This window comes from Butyrivibrio hungatei, assembly GCF_001858005.1.
GTDB lineage: Bacteria > Bacillota > Clostridia > Lachnospirales > Lachnospiraceae > Butyrivibrio > Butyrivibrio hungatei.
The window spans coordinates 2,661,990-2,683,580 of record NZ_CP017831.1; the positions used below are offsets into that span (position 1 = coordinate 2,661,990).

General features: G+C 40.4%; 20 protein-coding genes. 2 read left to right on the top strand and 18 right to left on the bottom strand.

Features of this window, described 5'->3' with window-relative positions:
* Positions 1–9: 9 nt before the first annotated feature.
* The 10 genes from flgK to bhn_RS12380 all read right to left on the bottom strand — a co-directional run bounded on the left by flgK (position 10) and on the right by bhn_RS12380 (position 11,211).
* Positions 10–1,668 carry a flagellar hook-associated protein FlgK gene (gene flgK, locus bhn_RS12335; RefSeq protein WP_071176978.1) on the bottom strand — a complete coding sequence of 553 codons (1,659 nt, stop codon included), beginning with the start codon at positions 1,666–1,668 and terminating at the stop codon, positions 10–12.
* 134 nt (positions 1,669–1,802) lie between these two features.
* Positions 1,803–2,321, bottom strand: a complete 519-nt coding sequence (locus tag bhn_RS12340) for a flagellar protein FlgN (protein WP_236845921.1) — start codon at positions 2,319–2,321, stop codon at positions 1,803–1,805.
* A 35-nt stretch (positions 2,322–2,356) separates the two neighbouring features.
* Entirely contained in the window at positions 2,357–2,644 is a 288-nt protein-coding gene (gene flgM, locus bhn_RS12345; RefSeq protein ID WP_071176979.1) for a flagellar biosynthesis anti-sigma factor FlgM, read from the bottom strand.
* A gap of 806 nt (positions 2,645–3,450) precedes the next feature.
* Complete coding sequence (locus bhn_RS12350; RefSeq protein WP_071176980.1) at positions 3,451–5,763, bottom strand: hypothetical protein; 2,313 nt, start codon at positions 5,761–5,763, stop codon at positions 3,451–3,453.
* The gene (locus tag bhn_RS12355; protein WP_071176981.1) at positions 5,760–6,398 is read right to left on the bottom strand and encodes a cytidylate kinase-like family protein; all 639 of its coding nucleotides are present in this window, start codon (positions 6,396–6,398) and stop codon (positions 5,760–5,762) included. Before bhn_RS12355 ends, bhn_RS12350 begins: the two co-directional genes overlap by 4 nt.
* Positions 6,399–6,414: 16 nt before the next feature.
* Positions 6,415–7,128 (bottom strand): ABC transporter ATP-binding protein, encoded by a 714-nt coding sequence (locus bhn_RS12360; protein WP_071176982.1) that lies wholly within the window; start codon positions 7,126–7,128, stop codon positions 6,415–6,417.
* Positions 7,129–7,156: 28 nt separating this feature from the next.
* Positions 7,157–7,912 carry an ABC transporter ATP-binding protein gene (locus bhn_RS12365; RefSeq protein ID WP_071176983.1) on the bottom strand — a complete coding sequence of 252 codons (756 nt, stop codon included), beginning with the start codon at positions 7,910–7,912 and terminating at the stop codon, positions 7,157–7,159.
* On the bottom strand, positions 7,909–8,949 hold the full coding sequence (locus bhn_RS12370) for a branched-chain amino acid ABC transporter permease (protein WP_071176984.1): 1,041 nt from the start codon (positions 8,947–8,949) through the stop codon (positions 7,909–7,911). The genes bhn_RS12365 and bhn_RS12370 overlap by 4 nt, the downstream gene beginning before the upstream one ends.
* Before the next feature lie 30 nt (positions 8,950–8,979).
* Positions 8,980–9,864 carry a branched-chain amino acid ABC transporter permease gene (locus bhn_RS12375; RefSeq protein ID WP_071176985.1) on the bottom strand — a complete coding sequence of 295 codons (885 nt, stop codon included), beginning with the start codon at positions 9,862–9,864 and terminating at the stop codon, positions 8,980–8,982.
* Between the two features lie 159 nt (positions 9,865–10,023).
* Positions 10,024–11,211 carry an ABC transporter substrate-binding protein gene (locus tag bhn_RS12380; protein WP_071176986.1) on the bottom strand — a complete coding sequence of 396 codons (1,188 nt, stop codon included), beginning with the start codon at positions 11,209–11,211 and terminating at the stop codon, positions 10,024–10,026.
* 228 nt (positions 11,212–11,439) lie between these two features.
* Between bhn_RS12380 and bhn_RS12385 the strand changes: the two genes are divergently transcribed.
* Entirely contained in the window at positions 11,440–11,883 is a 444-nt protein-coding gene (locus tag bhn_RS12385) for a hypothetical protein (RefSeq protein ID WP_148661954.1), read from the top strand.
* 78 nt (positions 11,884–11,961) lie between these two features.
* On the opposite strand, the gene bhn_RS12390 is transcribed toward bhn_RS12385, so the two are convergent.
* Positions 11,962–12,249: a hypothetical protein gene (locus bhn_RS12390; protein WP_071176988.1), complete on the bottom strand. Its 288-nt coding sequence runs from the start codon at positions 12,247–12,249 to the stop codon at positions 11,962–11,964.
* Positions 12,250–12,431: 182 nt separating this feature from the next.
* Between bhn_RS12390 and bhn_RS12395 the strand changes: the two genes are divergently transcribed.
* The gene (locus bhn_RS12395) at positions 12,432–12,698 is read left to right on the top strand and encodes a hypothetical protein (protein ID WP_071176989.1); all 267 of its coding nucleotides are present in this window, start codon (positions 12,432–12,434) and stop codon (positions 12,696–12,698) included.
* A gap of 10 nt (positions 12,699–12,708) precedes the next feature.
* On the opposite strand, the gene bhn_RS12400 is transcribed toward bhn_RS12395, so the two are convergent.
* The 7 genes from bhn_RS12400 to bhn_RS12430 form a co-directional block, all read right to left on the bottom strand.
* On the bottom strand, positions 12,709–14,001 hold the full coding sequence (locus bhn_RS12400; RefSeq protein WP_071176990.1) for a chloride channel protein: 1,293 nt from the start codon (positions 13,999–14,001) through the stop codon (positions 12,709–12,711).
* A 15-nt stretch (positions 14,002–14,016) separates the two neighbouring features.
* On the bottom strand, positions 14,017–15,003 hold the full coding sequence (locus bhn_RS12405; protein WP_071176991.1) for a substrate-binding domain-containing protein: 987 nt from the start codon (positions 15,001–15,003) through the stop codon (positions 14,017–14,019).
* Between the two features lie 13 nt (positions 15,004–15,016).
* The gene (locus bhn_RS12410; protein WP_071176992.1) at positions 15,017–17,038 is read right to left on the bottom strand and encodes a methyl-accepting chemotaxis protein; all 2,022 of its coding nucleotides are present in this window, start codon (positions 17,036–17,038) and stop codon (positions 15,017–15,019) included.
* A gap of 106 nt (positions 17,039–17,144) precedes the next feature.
* Complete coding sequence (locus bhn_RS12415) at positions 17,145–18,812, bottom strand: spermidine synthase (protein ID WP_071176993.1); 1,668 nt, start codon at positions 18,810–18,812, stop codon at positions 17,145–17,147.
* A 37-nt stretch (positions 18,813–18,849) separates the two neighbouring features.
* A complete protein-coding gene (cbiB, locus tag bhn_RS12420) occupies positions 18,850–19,845 on the bottom strand; it encodes an adenosylcobinamide-phosphate synthase CbiB (RefSeq protein ID WP_071176994.1) in 996 nt (331 codons plus the stop codon).
* A 9-nt stretch (positions 19,846–19,854) separates the two neighbouring features.
* Entirely contained in the window at positions 19,855–20,646 is a 792-nt protein-coding gene (locus bhn_RS12425) for an adenosylcobinamide-GDP ribazoletransferase (RefSeq protein WP_071176995.1), read from the bottom strand.
* Entirely contained in the window at positions 20,643–21,590 is a 948-nt protein-coding gene (locus tag bhn_RS12430; protein ID WP_071176996.1) for a bifunctional adenosylcobinamide kinase/adenosylcobinamide-phosphate guanylyltransferase, read from the bottom strand. Before bhn_RS12430 ends, bhn_RS12425 begins: the two co-directional genes overlap by 4 nt.
* Position 21,591: the final 1 nt, after the last annotated feature.

Consider the following 21,591-nt stretch of genomic DNA (forward strand, 5'->3'; position numbering starts at 1 on the left):
CTCCTTACATTAACTACCAAGTGTAGTAACCAAATGTTCCAGCATCTCACTTACTACGTTTATGTATCTACTTGATGCGTTGTATGCATTCTGGAACTGGATCATATACTCAAGCTCTTCATCACTTGATACGCCAACGATCTGTTCTCTGCCGTAATCAACTGCTGTAACTGTCTGTTCCTGGGCAGCTGCGATGCTGTTATATACATCTCCTGAGTTAGCTACCTGTGAAACTAGTGCGTTGTAATAAGAAATAAAGTTATTCCTACTTGCAACGTTAGGATTTAATGTGTACTGCTCTTTATTAAATGCTTCCTTAAGAGCTGTCATTGTTGCAGTGTCTTCACTTCCGTCTACATTTCTGAAGGTGAAGGTTGTTGGGTCTTTTAACAAAATAGGATTGACCTGGGAATTCATGATAGTAAATCCAGTATCGATAGTTCCTGCAGGGTGCTCCTCATCAATATCATAAGTGAGCTTGTCACTGTCATTTGCTACAACAAAGAGCACGTAATCTGACTTTAGTCCTATTGTGTTATCAAGAGTAGCTGGATTACTCTCAGCGTCCTCCATTACCTTGTTGATGGCTGTCATGATGTTGTGGATCATCTGATCAAACTCAGCTTCAACGTTCATGATGACTGATTGTGCGATGTTTGTATTGTAGTAATCTTCACTCTCAGTAATGTCGTGGTATGTTGCGTTGTGATCACCTCTTGCCAAAAGAACTGATTTAAGCTTTCCAATATCGGTATCTGTAGTTGAGGATACTGTCTGCTCTAAGTTGTAAACATGTCCTCCATCGATCGATGCAATGTACTCTATACCATATTCGTCGTATTCTCTTCTTGCTGCGTACTCCCAGTATGGTGTTGCATAACCAACTGAACTTACTAAGGTCCTGTCGATTCCGATATGATTTACATGATCGGTAGTTACAAATGAAGATCCTTCAAAAAGAACTGTTACATTTCCAAGGGTATCTTCGTAGTAATCTATTTTTCCAAGCTCACCAAGTTTATCAAGGAGCTTATTTCTTTCATCTCTAAGATCGTTTGCTTTTTCTTCTTTACCAGACTCGATATTTACGATATCTTCGTTGAGCTGTCTGATCCTGTCACCGTAGTCATTTATATTATCTACAATGCCCTCGATTGTTGCATCAAGGTTATCCTGATATGAAACAAGACCGTCATATACGCTCTTTGCTCTTGTAAGGAACTCATTTGCTCTTGTTACGAGAGCACTCTGTGCTACTGCTGAGCAAGGATCCTTAGCAAGTTCTTGAACTGCTGTCCAGAGGTTATTGATAGAAGTTGCAAACTCTGATCCGTTCATTTCCTGAAGCTGATCTTCTACTTCTTCTAGACACTTCCTGGAAACATCATAAAAAGCGTATCTTCCTGATTCTTTCCTATAAGAGCTATCAAGAAATTCGCTTCTGACCTGCTTACAATTATTATATTGAACGCCTGTACCAATCTGTTTCCAGGCAATGCATTCATTCTTCTTTTCAAGAGTCTGATATGCTCTTGTGCCCTGAGACACCTGCTGTCTTGTATAGCCTTCGGTATCTATATTGGCCATGTTATGTGCAGTTGTATTTAATGCATTCTGTGATGTCTGTAATCCCGACTGACCCACATATAGATTTGCCATTAGAGACATATCTGTTTCCTCCTGTTATTGATATTTGTCTTTTTTGCGGCCTATTTTAGGGCGCAAAAAAGACACTACTGAAATATTCAGTGTTCCCTTGGGCTATCCAATGCGCTGTACCACCCCTTTATTATGAGTGGTACTTACTGCTTTGCATCGAACCCGCCCGAAGTGTAACCTAAACATTCGCCTGTAGTGTCTAAAGCTCTGGAATAATTCGCCGTCTGTGGAGCGCTTTTTGACGCTTGGATGATGTTCATTTCGAATTGTACCATTTCCAAAGAACTTAAAAGTAGCTCCTGGTTCTGGCCGTTTACACGTCTAACATTGTCTGCTACAGATACTAATCTGTCTCGCTGCAATGCAAGATTTTTCTGATCTTCTGGTCTCTTCTCGAGAACAGTTATCAGGTCGGTCAGTTTCAATGAATCAACATCCTTGTTGAGTACATTGGCAATATCCTTCATAGCTGTCATTCTTTTTTTCTCGAGGGACTGGATATTACCTATTATGCACTGCTCCTCATCCGTGATTTCCGCAAGTTTCAGAAGATCACCTGAAACGATAATTGTGGTCTTCTTACTAGATAACCCCAGCAATTTCTCGTACATTCCGCATTCCTGATCAAGCACGTCGACCAGGTTTTCCATTAGACTTGCCACTGGAATCATCCTCCTGATTATTATTATTTATTCAATTAAGAAAGCTCACTTGCTTCTTCGTATTTAGCCAGTAATTTGTCGGCAAAAGCCTCTCCACTTACGTTATAAGTACCGTTTTTGATAGCAGCCTTGAGCGAAGCCACAACGTCTTCTCTAACGTCTGGCGTAGCGCTAACAGCCTGTTTAGCAACCTGGATATCTTTTCCAATTGAAGAAAATGATACAGTATCTCTAATATCATTAGTCTTCTTGGCCGCCTGGGTCTTATTAACTTTGTTGTTAGAGTAAATCTGCTGAACCTGACTGTATGCTTCTATTCGCATATCTCATCCTCCTTCCCTGGAGTATTTTTTTACTTCTACAACATTTATCGGTAGAAGTCGCCATTACTTTAGCTTTTTAAAAAAAATATTTTCATGGCGTAAACACCCAAGGTTTACTCACTCTTTCCGCTTTTCAATACTATTATCGTCCAATTCGAAAAAAACTTTAGATTAATTTTATAATTAATTACAAATTTTGTAAAAAAGTTTCGCGTAATACCTCGTCAAGTGCTCTACACTACCTGCTTCACTAGGCTCGAAATAACCTCGCCAAGTGAACATGTATAGTTCGCACTAGACTCGACAAAACCTCGTCAAGTGCTCTACACAAAGAAAAACAGGTGCATTGGCAAGATGCACCTGTTCAGGTAGGAGATTTCTTATGACTATTGTATGTCACGTGTAAATAACGCCTTGGCATTGACGTTTTTACTTGTTAGCTTCTGCTAACAAAATGTATATTAGCATATGCTAACAAGAAATGCAAGTGTTTATCAGAAGTTTTTTTACTTTTTATCCAAGTTCTTTTGTTTTTAAGCCTTTCGGCTAAACTTTTTTGTCCCTGTTTCAAACTAATTCTAGCTCTCCTTAGCCTATTATCTTCTTTTCCAACCAATTAGGCTAAAAAATAATTGCTGCTTTCGAAGTCAAAATTCAAAAACTTGCAAAAAAATTAGCCGAAATGATCATTTCTATGATCATTCGGCTAATATCACTATTCCAACGCCATATTATTCTTATTTTTTCTTTAGCCTAAAATCTTGTATTATTACATATCAGGCTAAATATCGCTAAATTCAGCCATTCTATAGCTGACCAATATTATTTTTCCTTGTAAGCTTGATCACAAAGGTATGTAATCCAAGCAAATATACCAATGTAACTAGTGATACAAGCTCCGCAAGTCTCCAGAACCATGGTTCTCTGAAATAGATCTTAAACAAGCCACTGTAACCGGCAGGGATCTCAACTGCAAGCTTCTTATCTTCAGCCATGTAACACGCTATCTTGGTTCCCTTGGCTTTAGCTGCATAGTGTCTGTAACCCCAAAGAGGTGCTTCTGCTATCACCACCTCTCCTGTAGGATTATCAGCCTGCACATAAAGCGTTGTGCCATTCTTTTTAGTAACAACAGCTGTAGCTTCTGTCCCTTCAGGAAGAACCATGTCCTGATACATGGAAGTAAGGCCTGTGTTGATATCCTTAATACTAAACTCCACATAGAATGGCTCTCTAAGATAATTGCTGTCAAAGGATGTTATTGGGTTACCTTCCTTTATAACATCTCCCAAAAGTTCCTCACTCTGTACAACACACAGCAGTACAAGTGAAGCCATTGCAATATAGCCCTTTATGCTCTTATCTTCATATCTAAGAAGTTCACCCATTGTAACAGCAAACCAGAAAACTACCATTCCACAAGACACATCAAGGAAGTGCCATGGGAACTGCATATTTCCAAGGAGTTTGTACATAAGTGGCATCTTGTCACTAAGGAAGAAATAAAAAGTAGAATTCAAGCTAAGTGCTATAAGCAAGATGCTAAGCGCAAATAATCTTAAATAAACTCCTGTCTTTTCCTTAAATCTTCCTGTAAGCACAAATCCTGCGGCAAGCGCAAGTACTGCGATAGATACTACTCCAAGTCCTACAAATCCTCCAGTATCGAGGAATGCTGCCTTTTGAAGATTAAAGAGATGAACAAGCTCCTGACCTCTATTCCACAAAATGTCATTTACAGTATTTCCTCTCATATTCTGGAATAACATGTAATCCGCAAGAGGTACTATAAAGTGAAGATTTAATAGAACTATAGCAAGTAATGCCTTAAGTAGTGGCAACAGTACCTCTTTTTGCAAAGTCTTCTCGATCATAAGGATGCAGAAAAGAGGAATAACCAGTGCCAGAATAAATGTTGAAAGCACATGGCATGAAAGAGTAAGTGTTACTCCAAGAGCCAGAGTAATATATGCTTTCTTTGACTTCTTTGAATATATTTCCCAAAGTCCAAGGATTACCAGTGGAAGAAACGTAAATGCTCCAAACTCACCAACTGTAGCTCCTGAATAGATACTGTGTAGTCTAAACCCGATCAGTGTAAACAAAACTGACGAAAAAAGGCCAACTCTCTCATTACCAGATATCTTTTTAAATGCAAAATATGAAATAAACACAGACAGCACATTTGTAAGGAAAATGTAGAACTTATATGCCATCTGAAGTGTAAATCCAAGGATAATAAGTATTGCTGAAGGGTAAATTAGCAGATCTCCATAGCCTACACCAGCAGCATAGCCATAACCGTTGTCCCATCCAGGAAGGATGTGCACCGGAAACTGACCGCTTCTAAGCCCCTCCGCCGTAAATGCTATTCTTCTCAAATGATAGTAAATGTCATCGCCAAAATATAATTTCCTATAAAAGAGAGGATAGCTTGAGAAAAACAGAGTAAATAACATCACTCCAATAGTCAGCTCTTTTCCCTTAAGGAAACTAACTGTTTCTTTTCTCTTAAGCAGGAAAAGAAATACCAAAACATCGATCAAAGCAAAAAATAAAAACAGTTTGGTTGTCTCATTGGCTATGGTCTTGCCCTTCATGTATGTGATATTCACACTATTTACAAGAACATATATATTGTCACCTGAAGCATCTGTTTCAGGTCCCATGCGGACTTCAAACTCTGTCCCATATTTAACCCAAGAAAGAGCTGAAACACTGGTGAACTTACCTGGCATTGCAGTATGGTCGCTGCAAACTAGATCTGCAGTCTTGCCTTCAGAAGTATCTCCCACTGCATCAAGCACCATATAGCAGGTGTGCCAGTTATCCTCTGCATTAGAGCTATAATCTACAGTCACGGAATAAATGCCTTTTTTGAGGAACGTAGGTTTCGTGACAACGTAAGCCCCTTCCACATTGCTGTGATCAGCATAGAATCCGCTCTCATATTCGATAGTATTAGTTTCAAGATTTTTATGCGCAAGGAGCAGATCATCTGATGAATAGCTTATGTTCTCTTCTCTATTGAATCTAAGAGCATTTACTATCAAAAGAACTACTTCAACCGCCACCAGAACTAATATAAGGAGTTTTTTATTTTCCCAAAACTTCTTCATTCGAAAATATCCTCACCAAATCTTACTTTGAGCTGGGCCTTGATAGCTTCAACGCACTTATCAAAGCCAAGCTTACTGCTATCGATACACAGGTCATAGTTCATGGCATCAGTCCAGAGATTTCCTGTGTGATGCATATAGTATTCAGCGCGGTATTTATCCTCTCTTGCGCAGAACTTCTCAAGTTCTTTTCCCCTAAGAGGCTGCACCTTGGCAGCTTCCTGCATAAGGAAGTCATGAGGTGCGTGAACAAATACACTAAGAACGTTGTCATAATCCTTAAGAACAAAATTTGCAGCACGACCTATGATAACGCAGCTTGTGGTGTCAGCAAGCTTTTTGATGACCTTTGCCTGATAGTTAAAAAGATTATCAGTAGAAGTAAAGTCCTTGCTGTCAGGACCGATAAGCTCTCCGTTATAGACATTTATTGGTGCCTTGAAAAAGCCATTATTTCTAAGCTTCTCATCAGCCTCCAAGAATAAAGACTCATTTATTCCGCTTTCTTCGGAAGCGAGCTTAATGAGTTCCTTGTTGTAATAGTGGATTCCAAGCTCATTTGCAAGTTTTTCGCCTACAGTTCTGCCGCCACTTCCATACTGTCTTGCGATTGTAATGACAATGTTTCTTTTCATACCATTTCCCCCGCTATTATTCGCCAAGATATGCTTTCTTTATTGTTTCATCATCCAAAAGCTCGCTGGCAATACCCTCTTTTACGATCTTACCCGTCTCAAGAACATAAGCCCTGTTAGCTATTGAGAGCGCCTTCTTGGCATTCTGCTCAACCAAAAGAACTGTAACTCCGTCCTTGTTGATCTTCTCGATAATATCAAAGATCTCATTTACAAAGATTGGTGAAAGACCCATGGATGGCTCATCGAGAAGGATGATCTCAGGATGAGACATAAGGGCTCTACCCATAGCAAGCATCTGCTGCTCACCACCGCTAAGTGTCCCAGCTAGCTGGCTCTTTCTCTCTTCAAGTCTTGGAAAGCGCTGATAGATAGTCTTAAGTGTCTCGTCCATCTCAGCCTTATCTTTTCTGGTATATGCGCCCATCTTGAGGTTCTGTAAAACGGTCATTTCAGCAAATACACGCCTTCCCTCTGGAACCTGCGCCATTCCAAGATTTACGATCTTGTGACCTGGAACTGTTGTGATATTCTGATCTTTGTAGATGATCTCTCCTTTATCAGCCTGAATGAGACCTGATAAAGTATGAAGTGTTGTGGTCTTACCTGCTCCGTTAGCACCTATGAGGGCTACGATCTCTCCTTTGTCCACATGAAAAGAGACACCTTTAAGAGCCTGGATAACACCATAATATACGCTTAAATCTTTTACACTTAAAAATTCGCTCATAATATATTCTCCAAGTAATTTAGTCCTCTCAGCCTAAGTAAGCCTTGATTACTTCTGGATTGGCCAAAACCTCTTTAGTCTCGCCCTGACAGAGAACTCTTCCAAAGTTAAGCACTGTAAGCTTCTCACAGATTCCGGATACAAGCTTCATATCATGCTCGATCAAAAGAATCGTCATTCCAAACTCTTTACGAACTAATGAAATGGTATCCATCAGCTCTTTTGTCTCATTTGGATTCATGCCTGCTGCCGGCTCATCAAGTAAAAGAAGTTTAGGATCTGTAGCCATAGCTCTAGCTATCTCAAGCTTTCTCTGTTTACCATAAGGAAGATTAGAAGCCAATGTGTCTTTTTCACCATCAAGGTCAAAGACCTTAAGAAGCTTCATAGCCTCTTCGTTCATTTCCTTCTCAACTTTTCTATATTTACCAACATGAAGGATTCCCTCAATAGCACTGTATTTAAAGCGCTCAGAAAGTCCAACCTTAACATTATCAATAACAGACATCTGCTTGAACAATCTGATATTCTGGAAAGTTCTTGCGATACCTGCCTGATTGATCTGAACAGTATTCTTTCTGGTGATATCCTCGCCATCAAGTTTGATGATACCTTCGTTTGGCTTGTACACACCTGTAAGAAGGTTAAATACAGTTGTTTTACCAGCTCCATTTGGTCCGATGAGTCCGTAGAGCTCGCCTTTTTCAATCTGAAGGTTAAAGTCATCAACAGCTCTAAGACCGCCAAAGGATATACTAAGCTTATTTACATCTAAAAGTGTCATGCCTTTGCCCCCTTTCTAACTGTGAAGTGGCCAAAGGTCTTCTTTCTCCAGTCGATTACCTTAGGTGACCAGTTAACGATCATCATTACTATAAGAATAATTGAATAGATCAGCATACGATATGTGTTGAGTCCTCTAAGAAGCTCAGGTAGTACATACAAAATGCAGGCAGCAATGACGCTTCCTCTGATGTTTCCGATTCCGCCAAGTACCACATACACAAGTATCATAATGGATGCGTTAAATCCAAAGTACTGAGATGAAGCTGTAAGTGATGTGATATTGTGTGAATAAAGAACTCCTGCTGCTCCAGCAATGGCTGCAGAAATAACAAATGCAAGCATCTTGTACTTGGTAATATTGATTCCTGTTGCCTCAGCTGCGATTGCATTGTCTCTGATAGCCATGATCGCACGGCCATCTCTTGAATTAATAAGGTTTTGAACCACGAAAAGAGCTAAGAGAAGCACCACAATACTGATAGTAAAATTAGCATCGTGTGGAGTTCCTGTAATACCCATAGCTCCGTTAACAATAACTTCTCCATCAGGCTCCATGCCAAGCTCCATAGCATTCTTTAATGAAAAATGAAGTCCATGCTTATCGATTCCAATATAGAATGCGTTGATTACAGTTTTGATGATCTCTCCAAAGGCCAGTGTGACGATGGCAAGATAATCGCCCTTAAGTCTAAGTACTGGAATTCCAATAAGAAATCCGAATAAGGCTGCAAAAGCTATTCCCACAACAAATGCCAGGATAAATCTTGGCGCAGTTGGAAGAACGTTCTGGGTAACCTTTGAAAAGAATGCGCTGGTAAAAGCTCCTACGCACATAAATCCGCAATGTCCAATACTAAGCTCTCCTAAAATACCTACACAGAGGTTAAGAGCGACAGCTATTACTGCGTAATATGTCATTGGGACCAAAAGCCCTCTCATATGACTTGAAAGATGTCCGGTAGCTGCAAGTACCTGGAAGATTATAAATGCTAAGATCACAATTCCATAGGTGATCAAGTTATCTCTTTTTTTCATTTTTAGCCTCCATTTTCAATGTAGTTCTGCTCATACCTTTTCCTGGATTTTCTTACCAAGAATGCCGGTAGGTTTGACTAGCAATACGATTACAAGGATACCGAACACAATGGCATCTGAAAGCTGTGATGAAATGTAGGTTTTACTAAGGATCTCTACTATTCCAAGTACAAGTCCACCGATCATAGCTCCTGGAATTGATCCGATTCCGCCAAGGACCGCTGCTACGAAAGCCTTGATACCAGGCATTGCTCCTGTATATGGAGAAAGAGATGGATATGCTGAACAAAGAAGTGCACCAGCAATAGCTGCAAGAGCTGAACCGATAGCAAATGTCAGCATGATGGTCTTGTTAACATCTATACCCATAAGAGTTGCTGCTCCCTTATCCTCGGCAACTGCAAGCATTGCCTGACCTTGCTTGGTCTTTTTGATAAAGAGCTGTAAAACCACAAGTACCAATACGCTGATGAGAATGGTGACTATTGTTACACCCTGAATTCGAAGCTGACCATCAGCAAAAGACAAGCCTTCCCAGCTGATAACTGATGAAAAAGACTTGATGTCTGCGCCAAATATAAGAAGGGCCACGTTCTCAAGGAAGTAGCTGACACCTATAGCTGTAATAAGTACAGCCAAAGGAGATGCTGCTCCACGAAGTGGTCTATAAGCCACAAATTCTGTTGTAATTCCAAGGATTGTACAGAGGACGACTGCCACTAAAATTCCTAAAAGTGGATTACCTCCGAGAGATGCTGTCACTGAAAAGATTATATAACAGCCTACCATGATAAAATCACCGTGGGCGAAATTAAGCATCTTAGCAATACCGTAAACCATCGTATAGCCTAAAGCGATGATAGCATATATGCTTCCTAAGCTAAGCCCACTAATAAGATATGTTAAAAAACTCATATCTACCTCCAACTCTTGATACTTTTTATCCTTTTTTCACATAAATATATGATAGCACAACAACTAGAAAATTAATTACAAATATAACAAACGAGGGCACTAATTTTTCAGCGCCCTCGCTAAAGAATAGTCGATTAAATTATTTTTTTAAAGAGACGATCACTGAGCTGATACGTAAGCTCCGTCTTTGATAACTACAGCCTTAGGTTCCTTATTTGGCTCGCCGCTTGCATCCCAAGTCATCTTAGCAGATGTAAGACCAGAAGCCTCGATCTCAACCATAGCAGCCTTAAGCTTGTCACCGATCTCAGAAACGCTCATATCAGGAGTTACGCCTGCCTTTTCGATAGCTTCCTTGATGATGTAAACAGCATCATAAGCATCTGCTGCAAACTGGTTAGGAACTTCACCGTATTTTTCCTTGTACTTAGTTACAAAGTTAACTGTAAGATCATCTGTAGCATCAGCTGCGAAAGGTGTAAGAAGCATTACGCCCTCAGCAAGTGATGTATCAAAGTTATCAACTGTAAGAAGTCCATCAAGACCATCTACGCCAAAGAAGATTGGTGAATATCCCATTGTGTTAGCCTGTGTAAGGATAAGTGATGCATCCTTGTAGTAGATAGGAAGGAATACAAGATCTGCTCCTGCATCCTTAGCCTTCTGAAGCTGAACTGAGAAATCAGTGTTGTTATCCTGAGTAAATGCCTCAGCTGAAACAATCTCAAAGTTCTTGCCCTCAGCCTCTTCTACAAACTTCTGATAGATTCCATTTGAATAAACGTCTGAGCTGTCGTAGATGATGCCGACCTTTTTAGCAAGGTTATTGTCAGAAATGTACTGAGCAGAAGCAATACCCTGGTTAGGATCTGAGAAGCATACACGGAAAGCATTGTCATACTTTACGCAATCAACTGCTGATCCTGATGGTGTAAGCTGGAACATATTGTCTGCCTTTGTATACTCTGAAACTGCGATTGAGCATGCACTTGTAGTGGATCCAACAAGAACCTGCATTCCCCAATCCTTAAGTGTATTATATGCATTTACAGATTTCTCAGCGTTGAGCTCATCATCCTCTTTGCTGTACTCAACTTTAAATCCGTTGATTCCGCCTGCTGCATTGATCTCCTCAACTGCAAGCTCTGCTGCGTTACAAACTGCATTACCATATGCTGCAGCTCCACCTGTAAGTGGTCCAATAGCACCAATCTTGAATGTGGCCTCTCCACTAGCTGAACCTTCTGCTGGAGCAGAACCTTCAGTAGCATCAGCACAACCAACGATCATAGATGCAGCCATTGCTGTAGCCACCATTGCGCTCAATACCTTTTTAAATCTCTTCATAATAATATCCTCCTAATCAAGTGCTCCAAGTTGTATATTTGTATACAATTTCTTGTTACTTTTAAAGATTAAAGCATTGTAGTGTAAAAGTCAATTGCAAAATTGCTTTTTTCTTTTATGATTGTTACAATTAAAAAAAGGGGGATGAATCCTATGCTTAAATTATGTAATTTGGGGATAGCTTTCGCTTTCGTCTTCTATTTCGTTTTTGGAATAGCGGTCCGGCTTATGGCACTTACCGAAGCCAAGCGAAACTCTGCTCGACTGGCAATAGTAATTTCTTCCGTTTCAATCGTAATGATCTCCAGTTTTTTTGCTGGAATACTTAATCTCAGGGTTGGTATCTGTCTTACTGGTATACTAAGTCTTATCCTTTCTGCGGTCGCTTTTTTCGTACTGACATCCATTGTTATTGAACTTTACAATATACATATCCGCATCAAAATGAGAAGATTCATGGTTCTTTTTGATATTGTGGACAAGCTCATAAATGAAGGCAAGACTACTGAAGAAATCTTGAATTATCTGACAGGGATTCAAAAGCTTACCAAAAAAGAAGCTTCCGATTTTCTTGATTTTATAACTGATCCAGATAATCATCAGTTCCTGGCAGAAGTAAATGAAAAGATACAGGAAGCCAAATTACTTGGTCATCTTCCTAATAATATTTGATAAAAGCCCAAACAAAGACGGCGCCTACATTAAATGTAGACACCGTCTTTTTATATTTCCATCCTACCTGAAATATCATCATGCAAAAAGATCTACTGAATTACCTTCCATTCCGTATGATAATCCAACGGAATCACTTCCATATCCTACTGTCATGCCCTGAAACTTCTCTGCCACCTCGTTGTACATCTTGTTTGCCTTCTGAGCATTTGGATAAATTACTGGAGGAACATTCTCAATTTCTCCCTTTAATCCTGTCTCCTTAAAGGCATCTGAAACATCCGAGTTATTCTTTATAGAATAATTAAGAGGCTGAACGAAGCTCATTCCATATGTAGTTCCAATTCCACCTACAGACAATCCCATATGCACATATCCTCTCATAAACGCACATTACTCATCATGGATATATTATTCTTTTTGCCCCAAATATGCAATTACGCCCTTTGAAATTTTATATAAATAAAAAGTAGTAATTTATGAAATTTTGTTAAAAACTATGTTATTATTATGAAGTAGGGTAAAACAGAAGAGAAAGGAGCACTGTTATGAGTAACAACCAGCTGCGATATTCTCCGTTCAAACCTAATCTGAAGACAGCCGAAGTATTTGCTTGGGGCGATCCGGAGTATAATCTATTTGATCAGCTAAACGACAAGTACGCGCAAAGTCATCCAGAGTATTCTTCACTATCATCTTATGAAAAAATGGTCATCCGTGAGCAGATTCATCATGAAGCCATTGGCCTGACTCCATTAAATCTTATTTCTGACTTCATAGAAGATCCACAGTTCGATGAATTCCGTTTCCTTTAACTTGCTATGGTTATTTTGTATCCCTGTTCACATATTTGTTGTGGAACTTGGAATATACGATCTTTTGACTGCTATACAAACTTGAATAGCCTGAGAAAGTGTAGCTTAGAGCTACTGCCAAAAGATAATAGGGCATTCCTTTAAAGCCAAATAGCTCAAAGCATATGAAAAGAGATGAGATAGGGCAATTGGTGACGCCGCAGAACAAGGCACCCATACCTATTGCCGCACAAAGAGCTGGATCAAATCCCAATAGCTGTGAATACAAACAGCCAAAGGTAGCACCGATATAAAGGGCCGGTACAATCTCACCGCCCTTATATCCTGCACCTAAAGTAAGAGCTGTAAATACCATCTTTAAAAGGAACGCTATATAAGGCGCATCTCCTTTAACAGCCATTTCTATCACATTTATTCCTGCACCATTATAAAGCCTTGTCCCAGAAGCAAAAGTCAGGGCTGAAACTATGCATCCACCTACAAATATCCTAAGGTATGCATTTTTGATCAATTTCTTGTAGATACGTCCTGATAATTTCAGTACATTGCAAAAAAGCACGCTAACTATCGCGCACAATATCGCAAGTATCCCTGTAAATACCGCATTATACAGAGAAAACTCAGGTACAACGGTTACGGCAAAAGTCTCTTCCACTACACCAAAATATTTAGATACACCAGAAGCAACCAGTGCTGATATAACGCAAGGCACAAGAGCGGAGTAGTACATTATTCCGACATTTTCAATTTCCATGGCCATAAAGGCCGCTGTCATAGGAGTTCCAAAAAGAGCTGAGAATGCAGCACTCATGCCGCACATGGTAATGATCTTAACATTGCCTTCCTTGAGTCTGAATAATTTGCCAAGGTTATAGCCAATGCTACCGCCCATCTGAAGAGCAGCGCTTTCTCGACCGGTAGATCCACCGAAAAGATGCGTAAGTATTGTAGAAATAAAAATCAGGGGAGCCTTGGTGATAGGAAGGTTCTCCCCTGCTTGAATCGATTTGATGACAAGGTTAGTCCCCTTGTCTTCATAGTCCTTGCATAATCTGTATAAGAAAACAATCAATAGGCCGGCAAATGGCAAGCCTAGTATGATGTAGTCATGCTCTGTTCTAAAATCTGTAGCCCATATTATCCCGTGATAGAACATTGCGCCTATTACACCAACTACTACGCCGGTAATGGATCCCAAAAGCACCCATCTGAGTAATACCCTTAGCTGTCCTAAAAGGTTAGCTTCCTGAATCTGTTCCATAATCTGCTTTACAGTACTCGACTCAGAATTGTTTTCTTTCATTTTTCTTTTTATTGATCACCTATAGTTGCTAACATTGCTAGCATCAACTGGTTCAAAAGGAACAAAGATATACTTGCAGTCCTCTGTCGCATATTCGATGTTCTTGATAGATCCGCCCTTACTTAAGGTGATTGCCGCATCTACTGCTGCAGCGCCCTGTCCCTTGGCATTTTGAAGAACCGAAAAAGAGATCTCACCCTTTTGAATAGAAGCGCATCCATTAGATGTAGCATCTACACCGCATACAGGAATATCCTTGTAGTTATAGCCGTTCTTTTTCATAGCTTCGATAACACCAAGTGCCATGGTATCATTGTTACAGAATACTGCATCAACATCCTGCCCTGTAAGAGTAAATATGTTAAAGAGGTCCTCTGCCTTTGAATCTGACCAGTTAGCATAGTCAACAAACACATAATTGGCATTGCAGCCATTATCTTTAAGTGTTTTTTTAACTGCGCTTGTTCTTCCGATCGTTCCGGAATGGCCAGGTTCTCCTTCAATTATTATAACATTCATTGATGACGGATTGCCAAGTTTATTTAAAACATACTCAGCCTGAAGCTGTCCAGCCTCTTCCTCATTAGAAGCTACGTAAATATATTTATCAGCCTCCAAATGCTCATCCTTTGGCTTATTGTTAACATATACGATAGGAAGTCCATTAGAAGCGACATCCATCTGAAGAGCCGTGCTTGCATCAGCAAGTTTTAAGATGATTGCTGAATAGCCCTGTGATTTGGCACTCTCCACAAGAGAATACTGTGCTTCTACACTTTTTCCTGACTGAACCAGATCTACTGTAATACCTTTAGCCTCACATTCACTCATAATGGCATTGGACAAAGAGATCCTAAATACATCATTTAGATCTGGCATAATGAAAAGGATCTTAGTGTCTCCGCTATGTTCTGCAGCAGAAACAGTACTAGCCTGTCCGCAACCCACAAGAGCTGTCACCATCAGTATCCCCGCCAATAGACATGTTATAATTTTTTTCATCTACGCTGCCTCCTTAAATTTTAAACCTCTGCACATAGGAAGTAAGTGTCTGTGAAGTACCTGCAAGTTCTTCTGAATTGTCAGCCACATCCTGGCTGCTCTTTGTAATGTCGTTCGCCATCTGAACCATATTTTCTGAAGTTGTGAGAATCTCATCCGCACTGGCCGCCTGTTCCTCAGAAATAGCAGCAACAGTAGTTGCAACTTCATCAACCTTGGACACGTTCTCGATCATAGCTTCCATAAGTTCATTTGACTGCTGAATGTTTGTATAGATCTTATCAAAAGTTCCAACTGCAACATCGATAAGTTCACTGTTCTCTCTGATGCTCTCAGCAGATGCATTAGCTTGTCCAACAGCTTTTTCTATAAGTCCACGGACCTCTTCGATAAGTTTTGAAATATTCTGTGCACTCTCAGCAGATGTCTGCGCAAGTTTGCCTATCTGAGTGGCAACTACAGCGAATCCTCTACCGGATTCTCCGGCTCTTGCAGCCTCAATGCTGGCATTAAGTGAAAGAAGATTTGTCTCTTCTGCGATCGCACTGATCATTCCAACAATATTTGTGATCTCTTCTGACGCAGCACCAACCTGGTTGATGGATTCAACAAGTTCATTGTTGGCTCCCTCGATTCCAGTCATAGCCTCGCTGAGCTTCTCCATGTCACTACGGCCCTTCTGAGACATCTCGACTGTTTCCTTCATGCTGATACTTGCTTTATCACTGTTATCTCTTGTATCAGACACTACAGTTGCAAGTGTTGTAGCATTCTGTGCGATATCATTAACTGCCTGGGCAAGCTGATCAACGGTCTCGTTGAGCTGTTCCATAGCAGCTGCCTGTGACTGCGATGCTGAAAACATTGTCTTAGAAACCTTGTCACTGCTGTCAGATTCATTTCTTAACTTCTCTGATTCATTGCTGATGCTAGCCAGCATGTTTCTCATAGAATCAACGAACTCAGTAACCTGTCTTCCCATGACACCGATCTCATCATTACTGTTAACATCAACATTGATAGTGAAATCGCCCTCTGTCATAGCCGTGATATTGCTGGTAATAACTGTAAGTGGAGCAATAACCTTTCTAACAACAAGAAGTATAGCCACAATGATAAGAAAAACTGCAATAACTCCAATGATCACCAGATACCATGACATCTGATAGATTGGACCAAGGATCTCGCTCTTTGGAATATAAGAAACAAGGATCCAGTCTGTTCCTTCAACCTGCTTGAATGCTGCAACATATGAGCCGATCTCACATGTGTCATAGTCTGCTGCAGCTATCTTCTTAGCTGCCCCCTTCAAAAGTGCATCACTGCTTGTATCTGAAAGAGTTGTAGATACAAGGCTTGCATCTCTATGTGCAAGGATAGTTCCATCTGTTGTATCTACCAGGAATGAGCTTGCGCCCTTCATCTTAACTCCGGAATTAACGATTACAGTGATAGAATCAAGTGGTACGTCCGCACCGATAACCTTCAGATCAACGCGGTCCATATCAAGAATACCTGTAGCACTTATTACCATATCGCCGTTGTAATTCTGGTGTGCTGAGCCATAGGCCATTCCCACTCTGGTAATGCCCTGCTTGAACCAGATACTCTCTGTTACATTCTGTTCAGTAAAAGCTGACTCTCTTGCTGTATAGAGCTTGCCAGATGATGTTCCGATGTACATGCCATCAGGATTACTCTTGTTGTAACCATAGAATGCATCAAGAATCTTAACAAGTTCAAAATCTGCAGGATGTTCAGTTTCAATTACAAGTTTAACTGTACTGAAAAATTCAAGATTGTTATCAAGCCATGATTCAATATTGTCGGCCTGATTTGAAATTGATGATTCCAGTGTCTCATTTGCCATTTCCTTCATTCTTGCTTTGGAAAGTTCCCCCGCAACGGCCACTAAAACCACGACAGTGAAAGTTACAAGTGGTACGATGTACCACAGAAGTTTGGTACTGATCTTTCTGACCCTTCTTTTTTTTGCTGCCTTTGCTGCCTTTGTCTTTGATGTCTGTTCTCCCATATACTTTTTGTTCCTCGCTGCCTTTAAATTTTAGCCATAAAAAAGCGCTATGCTTGAGTTGATTATAGCATTAGCGCCCCTGAAAATATATGAATTTTTAAAAATTTTATAAACTATTCAATAGTCCATTTATGCCCTGTTTTTTGTAAATTTCTTTGTAATATAATACTTCATCCTTAATAATTGCATCGATCTGTTTCATTCCCAATAATTCAACAGGCGCCTTGTCATCTGTCATGATATGATTGCCTGCATCGTAGGCCAGTGCTGAGCTGTACGCACCCTTCATCATATCACTTAAGTCGGTCTCGTCTTCTTTACTAGCTCCATCCTTTAACTTCTCAAGAAAATTATCGGAATCACATGCAAAGAGTTCTTTGTTTGTCGAACCCGCCACATCAATTGTTACAACATTATTAAACACTGAAGAAATGGTATCTGCCAGATAAGTATTAATTGTGGCATCATTTTTGGCTCCGATGACATTGTCGCTGTACATATTCATGTTTACAACCATTACTCCACCATCATTCAGATGCTCTTTTACCATAGTAAAGAACTCTACTGATGACATCTGAAAAGGAATAGTAATGTCCTGATAGGCATCAACCATGATCACATCATACTTCTTGTCAACTGCAGCAAGATAAGCTCTGCCATCGTAGGTTGTCACCTTTGTAGTTTCAGGAAGTTCAAAGTACTTGTGGGCAAGATCAGTTATCTTTTCGTCGATCTCTACACCCTCGATATTGATGTTATCAAAGTGTCTTGTAAGCTGAGTTGCGTAGGTTCCAGAACCCATTCCAAGGATCAGGACATCAAGATCTTCGCCCTTTTCTTCCTTATCCTTGATGCCAGCCATGTAAGGCGCTGCCATTGCCACGTCATAATACATGCCTGTAAGTGCTCCGTCTTTAACAAGAACTGACTGAACACCAAATAAAACGTTAGTTGAAAGGATTACCGTGTTTGGAGTTTCTTTTACCTGAAGATAGTTATAAACTGACTCTCCCTCATAGGTTAAGTTATTCTCCCAAAAGGCAAAGCTTGTGTTGTAGCAAAGGCCACAGGATATAACAAATATGAGGATTCCGGAAACGATCCTTGCTACATTACTGTTTTTTTTTGAGCCTTTTGTATCTTGGTCAGTACCTTCAGATGGGCTTACAAAGTAAGCAATAGAAAGAACTATGAGGATTCCTGCAAAGATAAGGAATGTGATGGCTGTTCCTACAGCAGGTATCGTAACAAAGGTTGGTACGAAGGTACCGATGATACTGCCTACTGTATTGAACGCTCCAAGAGTTCCAATGATCTTGCCGTTATCTTCAAGAGAATCCGTTGTATACTTGGCAAGACTTGGAGTTACCGTTCCTAGAAGGAATAATGGAAATACAAAAACCACCATGCACGCCGCAAAGGCAGCGATCACAAGGAAGTTACTGTTAACTGTAAAGATGAGAAGTGCAGAAATACCAAGAATCACATATTTACCAATGGCTGGAATAAGTGCTATCCAGATAGCTGACACAAGGATCCTGCCGTAGAGCTTACCTGGGTCCTTGTCCTTGTCTGCCTTGCGTCCGCCATAGATATTACCAAGAGCCATGGCGATCATGATAGTTCCGATGATGATAGTCCACACAATCTGTGATGAACTGAAATATGGTGCAAGAAGTCTGCTGGCACCGAGCTCTACCGCCATTACTGACATTCCCGCAAAGAATTCTGTAAGATACAGAAATAGTTTATTCTTTAAGATCTTTTTATTCATACCGTTCCTCTTTGATAGTAATAATGCCTAATTTCACTTATACCACATATATCCTGATAACTTCAATGATTGAATAAACGATAACTGGGAAAAGTGCCGTAATGTACATCAACCTGCAAGCTCTGACTATATCATCAGCCTCGATTTTTCTTTTTTCATCCCCGATATATGGTTTAGAATGCATTTCACCAAAGTAAACCGCTGGCCCTGCAAGGCGAAGGCCAAGTGCTCCTGCACATACGCTCTCACACTGTGCAGAATTTGGGCTTGCATGATTGAATCTGTCTCTTTTAAAGATTCTGACTGAATCCTTGAAGCTATAATGAGCTTTATCAGTTAGTTCTAGTAAAAAAGCTGCTGCCATCATAAGTACTGCGCTGATCCTGGCTGGAACAAAAGCAAAGATATCATCAAGCTTGGCTGCGCTTCTTCCAAAGAACATATACTTGTCATTCTTGTAGCCGATCATGGAATCCATGGTACTGACAGCCTTGTAGATAAAGGCAAGGACAGGACCGCCAATAGCCAGATAAAACATAGGGCAGATAACGCCGTCATTGGTATTCTCTGCTACTGTCTCAACTGCTGCCCTTGTAATGCCGTCTTTATCAAGAAGAGCGGTATCTCTTCCAACTATCATGCTAACTGCAGTTCTAGCTCCTTCAATATTCCCATCCTTTAGAGGCTCGTGCACATCCATTGCCGCCTGGCATAGACTCTTTGCAGCAATACTCTGCCAGCTCATTACGGTCATCACTATAAGTCCGACCTCTTTATCCACTAGGAAAGCGCAGTATAGTATAAATATCCCCCAAAAAGCTGTGGATAAAACCACAAGAAATGTCAGTAACATGCCTTTTTTATATTTCTTGTCATCACTATCTTCTTTAACTAATAATCTCTTTTCCAAAAAAGTTATGAGACGCCCTATTAGCTGAACAGGATGTGGGATATTCCTTGGATCTCCCACAACGGCATCCACGATAAAGCCCAAAATAAATGTAATTGGAATGTATTTAAAATATTGGATCATGTCACTCCCTTAGAGCCAGCGATAAAAATATGCCATAGCGCCGATAACAAGCACCATGCAGGTCTCACATATGCACACAAACCAGCCTGCTACATCACCAGTTATGCCGCCAAACTCATTTTCTGACCTTACATGGTAATACAGGAACGTGAAAAGAGCTGCCAAAACAGCCGCTGCACCTGTAAAACGTCCGATGACTATCATGGCGATCATGACAACACCAGCTTCTTTTATCAAAATGCTAAGACACCTCTTTTTGTCTGAACCTTCTGCAAAAGTATAGAGCGTACCTTCATTCTTGGCACATTTAAACGAAACAACCGAGATACCACTTAGGCACCTTGAAAGGCAAAGGCCAAGTCCAAGGACAACTATTTCTGAAATCCCAGAGCCAGCGTAATACATGATAAGTTCAAGTCCTGCAAAGAAAAGCGCAGCAAGAACCATAACTCTTATAACAGCAAAGGCTCCAATATGAGGGTCTTTTAGGATCTCAAGTTTCTTTTCTCTTGTCTGATAGGATGAAAGCGCATCACTTACATCCATGAAGCCGTCAAGATGTATGCCACCTGTAAGTATTATAGGGATCACTACTAGTATCAGTGGAATCACAGTCTCTGCCGGAAGTTCAATATAATGCATCACAAAATAAAAAACGCTCATGATAGCGCCAATCAAAAGACCTATCAAAGGAAAGAAGCAAATGCTGTACTTCATATCCTCACTTTCCCACTTAAACTGTGGCATCGGTATCTTGGAATACATTGAAAAAGCTATTGCAAAGGACTTAAGTAACCTCATTTTATCTTCACCCCTTCCCCACAAAATACTCTGTAGATACTGCGATCTTTTCCTAACATTTGCATGAGACGCCCTGTTTCTTCACGGGCCTTTCTGTCTGTAGCATCCATAGGAACTATGCCGCAGGTAATATCGTCAACTATGACTATCTCAGCTTCTTTTAATAAGTTAAAAGACTCTTCTGCAGAGAGAATGTTACGTACAAGTCTCTCTGCGTGCTCATAAGCTCTGTAGCCTGCTGGCACCTCAGTGTCATCAGCTGTAAAAGAATAGATTTCTTTATCTTCTATATTAAATTCACTTTTGGCAAAGGCTCTTTTGCCCTGAAAGGCTCCACCAAATATAAGTATCTTGTTCACTGCTTGTCCCCCATCTACTAAAGGCTCTGTGTTTCCTTTAACTCCAGCAGTCATCTCCATAACTTCATCAGCTCTTTTTGAAATCAGCTGTTCTAGCTTCGCAAGTCCACGCTGATACTCAATTGTCTCCTCCCCATAGATGATCGAATCGCTGTAGATTCCGTCACTTACAAATACAATGCTGGCACCAGACTTATTACATTCATCGATCAAAGAAGTCAGGCCTTCCCGGACTCTTATGGCTGCTTCATGCTCCACATAAAAATTTCCACTTTCATCCACCTTAAACATTTCGTTAGCAAGAAGGGCTGTGAGACTATCCACCAAAAATGCAGGCGGATTCTCATCTTTCCTGATAACATCCACAAGGTCTTCTATCCTATACTTAAGCTCAATAGTATCAAAGCCAAGATCTTTTCTGCTATCCACATGTTTTCTGATGCGCTCATCATCTTCAGCCCCTGTAGATATCATGGTCGCTACGTAGTATAGCTTGCCCTTTTGCTTCTGAGAAAAGCTTACTGCCAGATCCTGTGCCCTATTCGATTTTCCATTCTTACAACCACCAGTTATCAGAACTATCATA

What these genes read in the sequence shown, in the direction of transcription:
- bhn_RS12370 (WP_071176984.1), bottom strand. Translation starts at nt 8,949, where the DNA reads ATGAAAAAAAGAGATAACTTGATCACCTATGGAATTGTGATCTTAGCA.
- bhn_RS12390 (WP_071176988.1), bottom strand. Translation starts at nt 12,249, where the DNA reads ATGGGATTGTCTGTAGGTGGAATTGGAACTACATATGGAATGAGCTTC.
- flgK (WP_071176978.1), bottom strand. Translation starts at nt 1,668, where the DNA reads ATGTCTCTAATGGCAAATCTATATGTGGGTCAGTCGGGATTACAGACA.
- bhn_RS12375 (WP_071176985.1), bottom strand. Translation starts at nt 9,864, where the DNA reads ATGAGTTTTTTAACATATCTTATTAGTGGGCTTAGCTTAGGAAGCATA.
- bhn_RS12380 (WP_071176986.1), bottom strand. Translation starts at nt 11,211, where the DNA reads ATGAAGAGATTTAAAAAGGTATTGAGCGCAATGGTGGCTACAGCAATG.
- bhn_RS12360 (WP_071176982.1), bottom strand. Translation starts at nt 7,128, where the DNA reads ATGAGCGAATTTTTAAGTGTAAAAGATTTAAGCGTATATTATGGTGTT.
- bhn_RS12350 (WP_071176980.1), bottom strand. Translation starts at nt 5,763, where the DNA reads ATGAAGAAGTTTTGGGAAAATAAAAAACTCCTTATATTAGTTCTGGTG.
- bhn_RS12415 (WP_071176993.1), bottom strand. Translation starts at nt 18,812, where the DNA reads ATGAATAAAAAGATCTTAAAGAATAAACTATTTCTGTATCTTACAGAA.
- flgM (WP_071176979.1), bottom strand. Translation starts at nt 2,644, where the DNA reads ATGCGAATAGAAGCATACAGTCAGGTTCAGCAGATTTACTCTAACAAC.
- bhn_RS12400 (WP_071176990.1), bottom strand. Translation starts at nt 14,001, where the DNA reads ATGAAAGAAAACAATTCTGAGTCGAGTACTGTAAAGCAGATTATGGAA.
- bhn_RS12395 (WP_071176989.1), top strand. Translation starts at nt 12,432, where the DNA reads ATGAGTAACAACCAGCTGCGATATTCTCCGTTCAAACCTAATCTGAAG.
- bhn_RS12385 (WP_148661954.1), top strand. Translation starts at nt 11,440, where the DNA reads ATGGCACTTACCGAAGCCAAGCGAAACTCTGCTCGACTGGCAATAGTA.
- bhn_RS12425 (WP_071176995.1), bottom strand. Translation starts at nt 20,646, where the DNA reads ATGAGGTTACTTAAGTCCTTTGCAATAGCTTTTTCAATGTATTCCAAG.
- bhn_RS12430 (WP_071176996.1), bottom strand. Translation starts at nt 21,590, where the DNA reads ATGATAGTTCTGATAACTGGTGGTTGTAAGAATGGAAAATCGAATAGG.
- bhn_RS12405 (WP_071176991.1), bottom strand. Translation starts at nt 15,003, where the DNA reads ATGAAAAAAATTATAACATGTCTATTGGCGGGGATACTGATGGTGACA.
- bhn_RS12365 (WP_071176983.1), bottom strand. Translation starts at nt 7,912, where the DNA reads ATGACACTTTTAGATGTAAATAAGCTTAGTATATCCTTTGGCGGTCTT.
- bhn_RS12410 (WP_071176992.1), bottom strand. Translation starts at nt 17,038, where the DNA reads ATGGGAGAACAGACATCAAAGACAAAGGCAGCAAAGGCAGCAAAAAAA.
- bhn_RS12355 (WP_071176981.1), bottom strand. Translation starts at nt 6,398, where the DNA reads ATGAAAAGAAACATTGTCATTACAATCGCAAGACAGTATGGAAGTGGC.
- cbiB (WP_071176994.1), bottom strand. Translation starts at nt 19,845, where the DNA reads ATGATCCAATATTTTAAATACATTCCAATTACATTTATTTTGGGCTTT.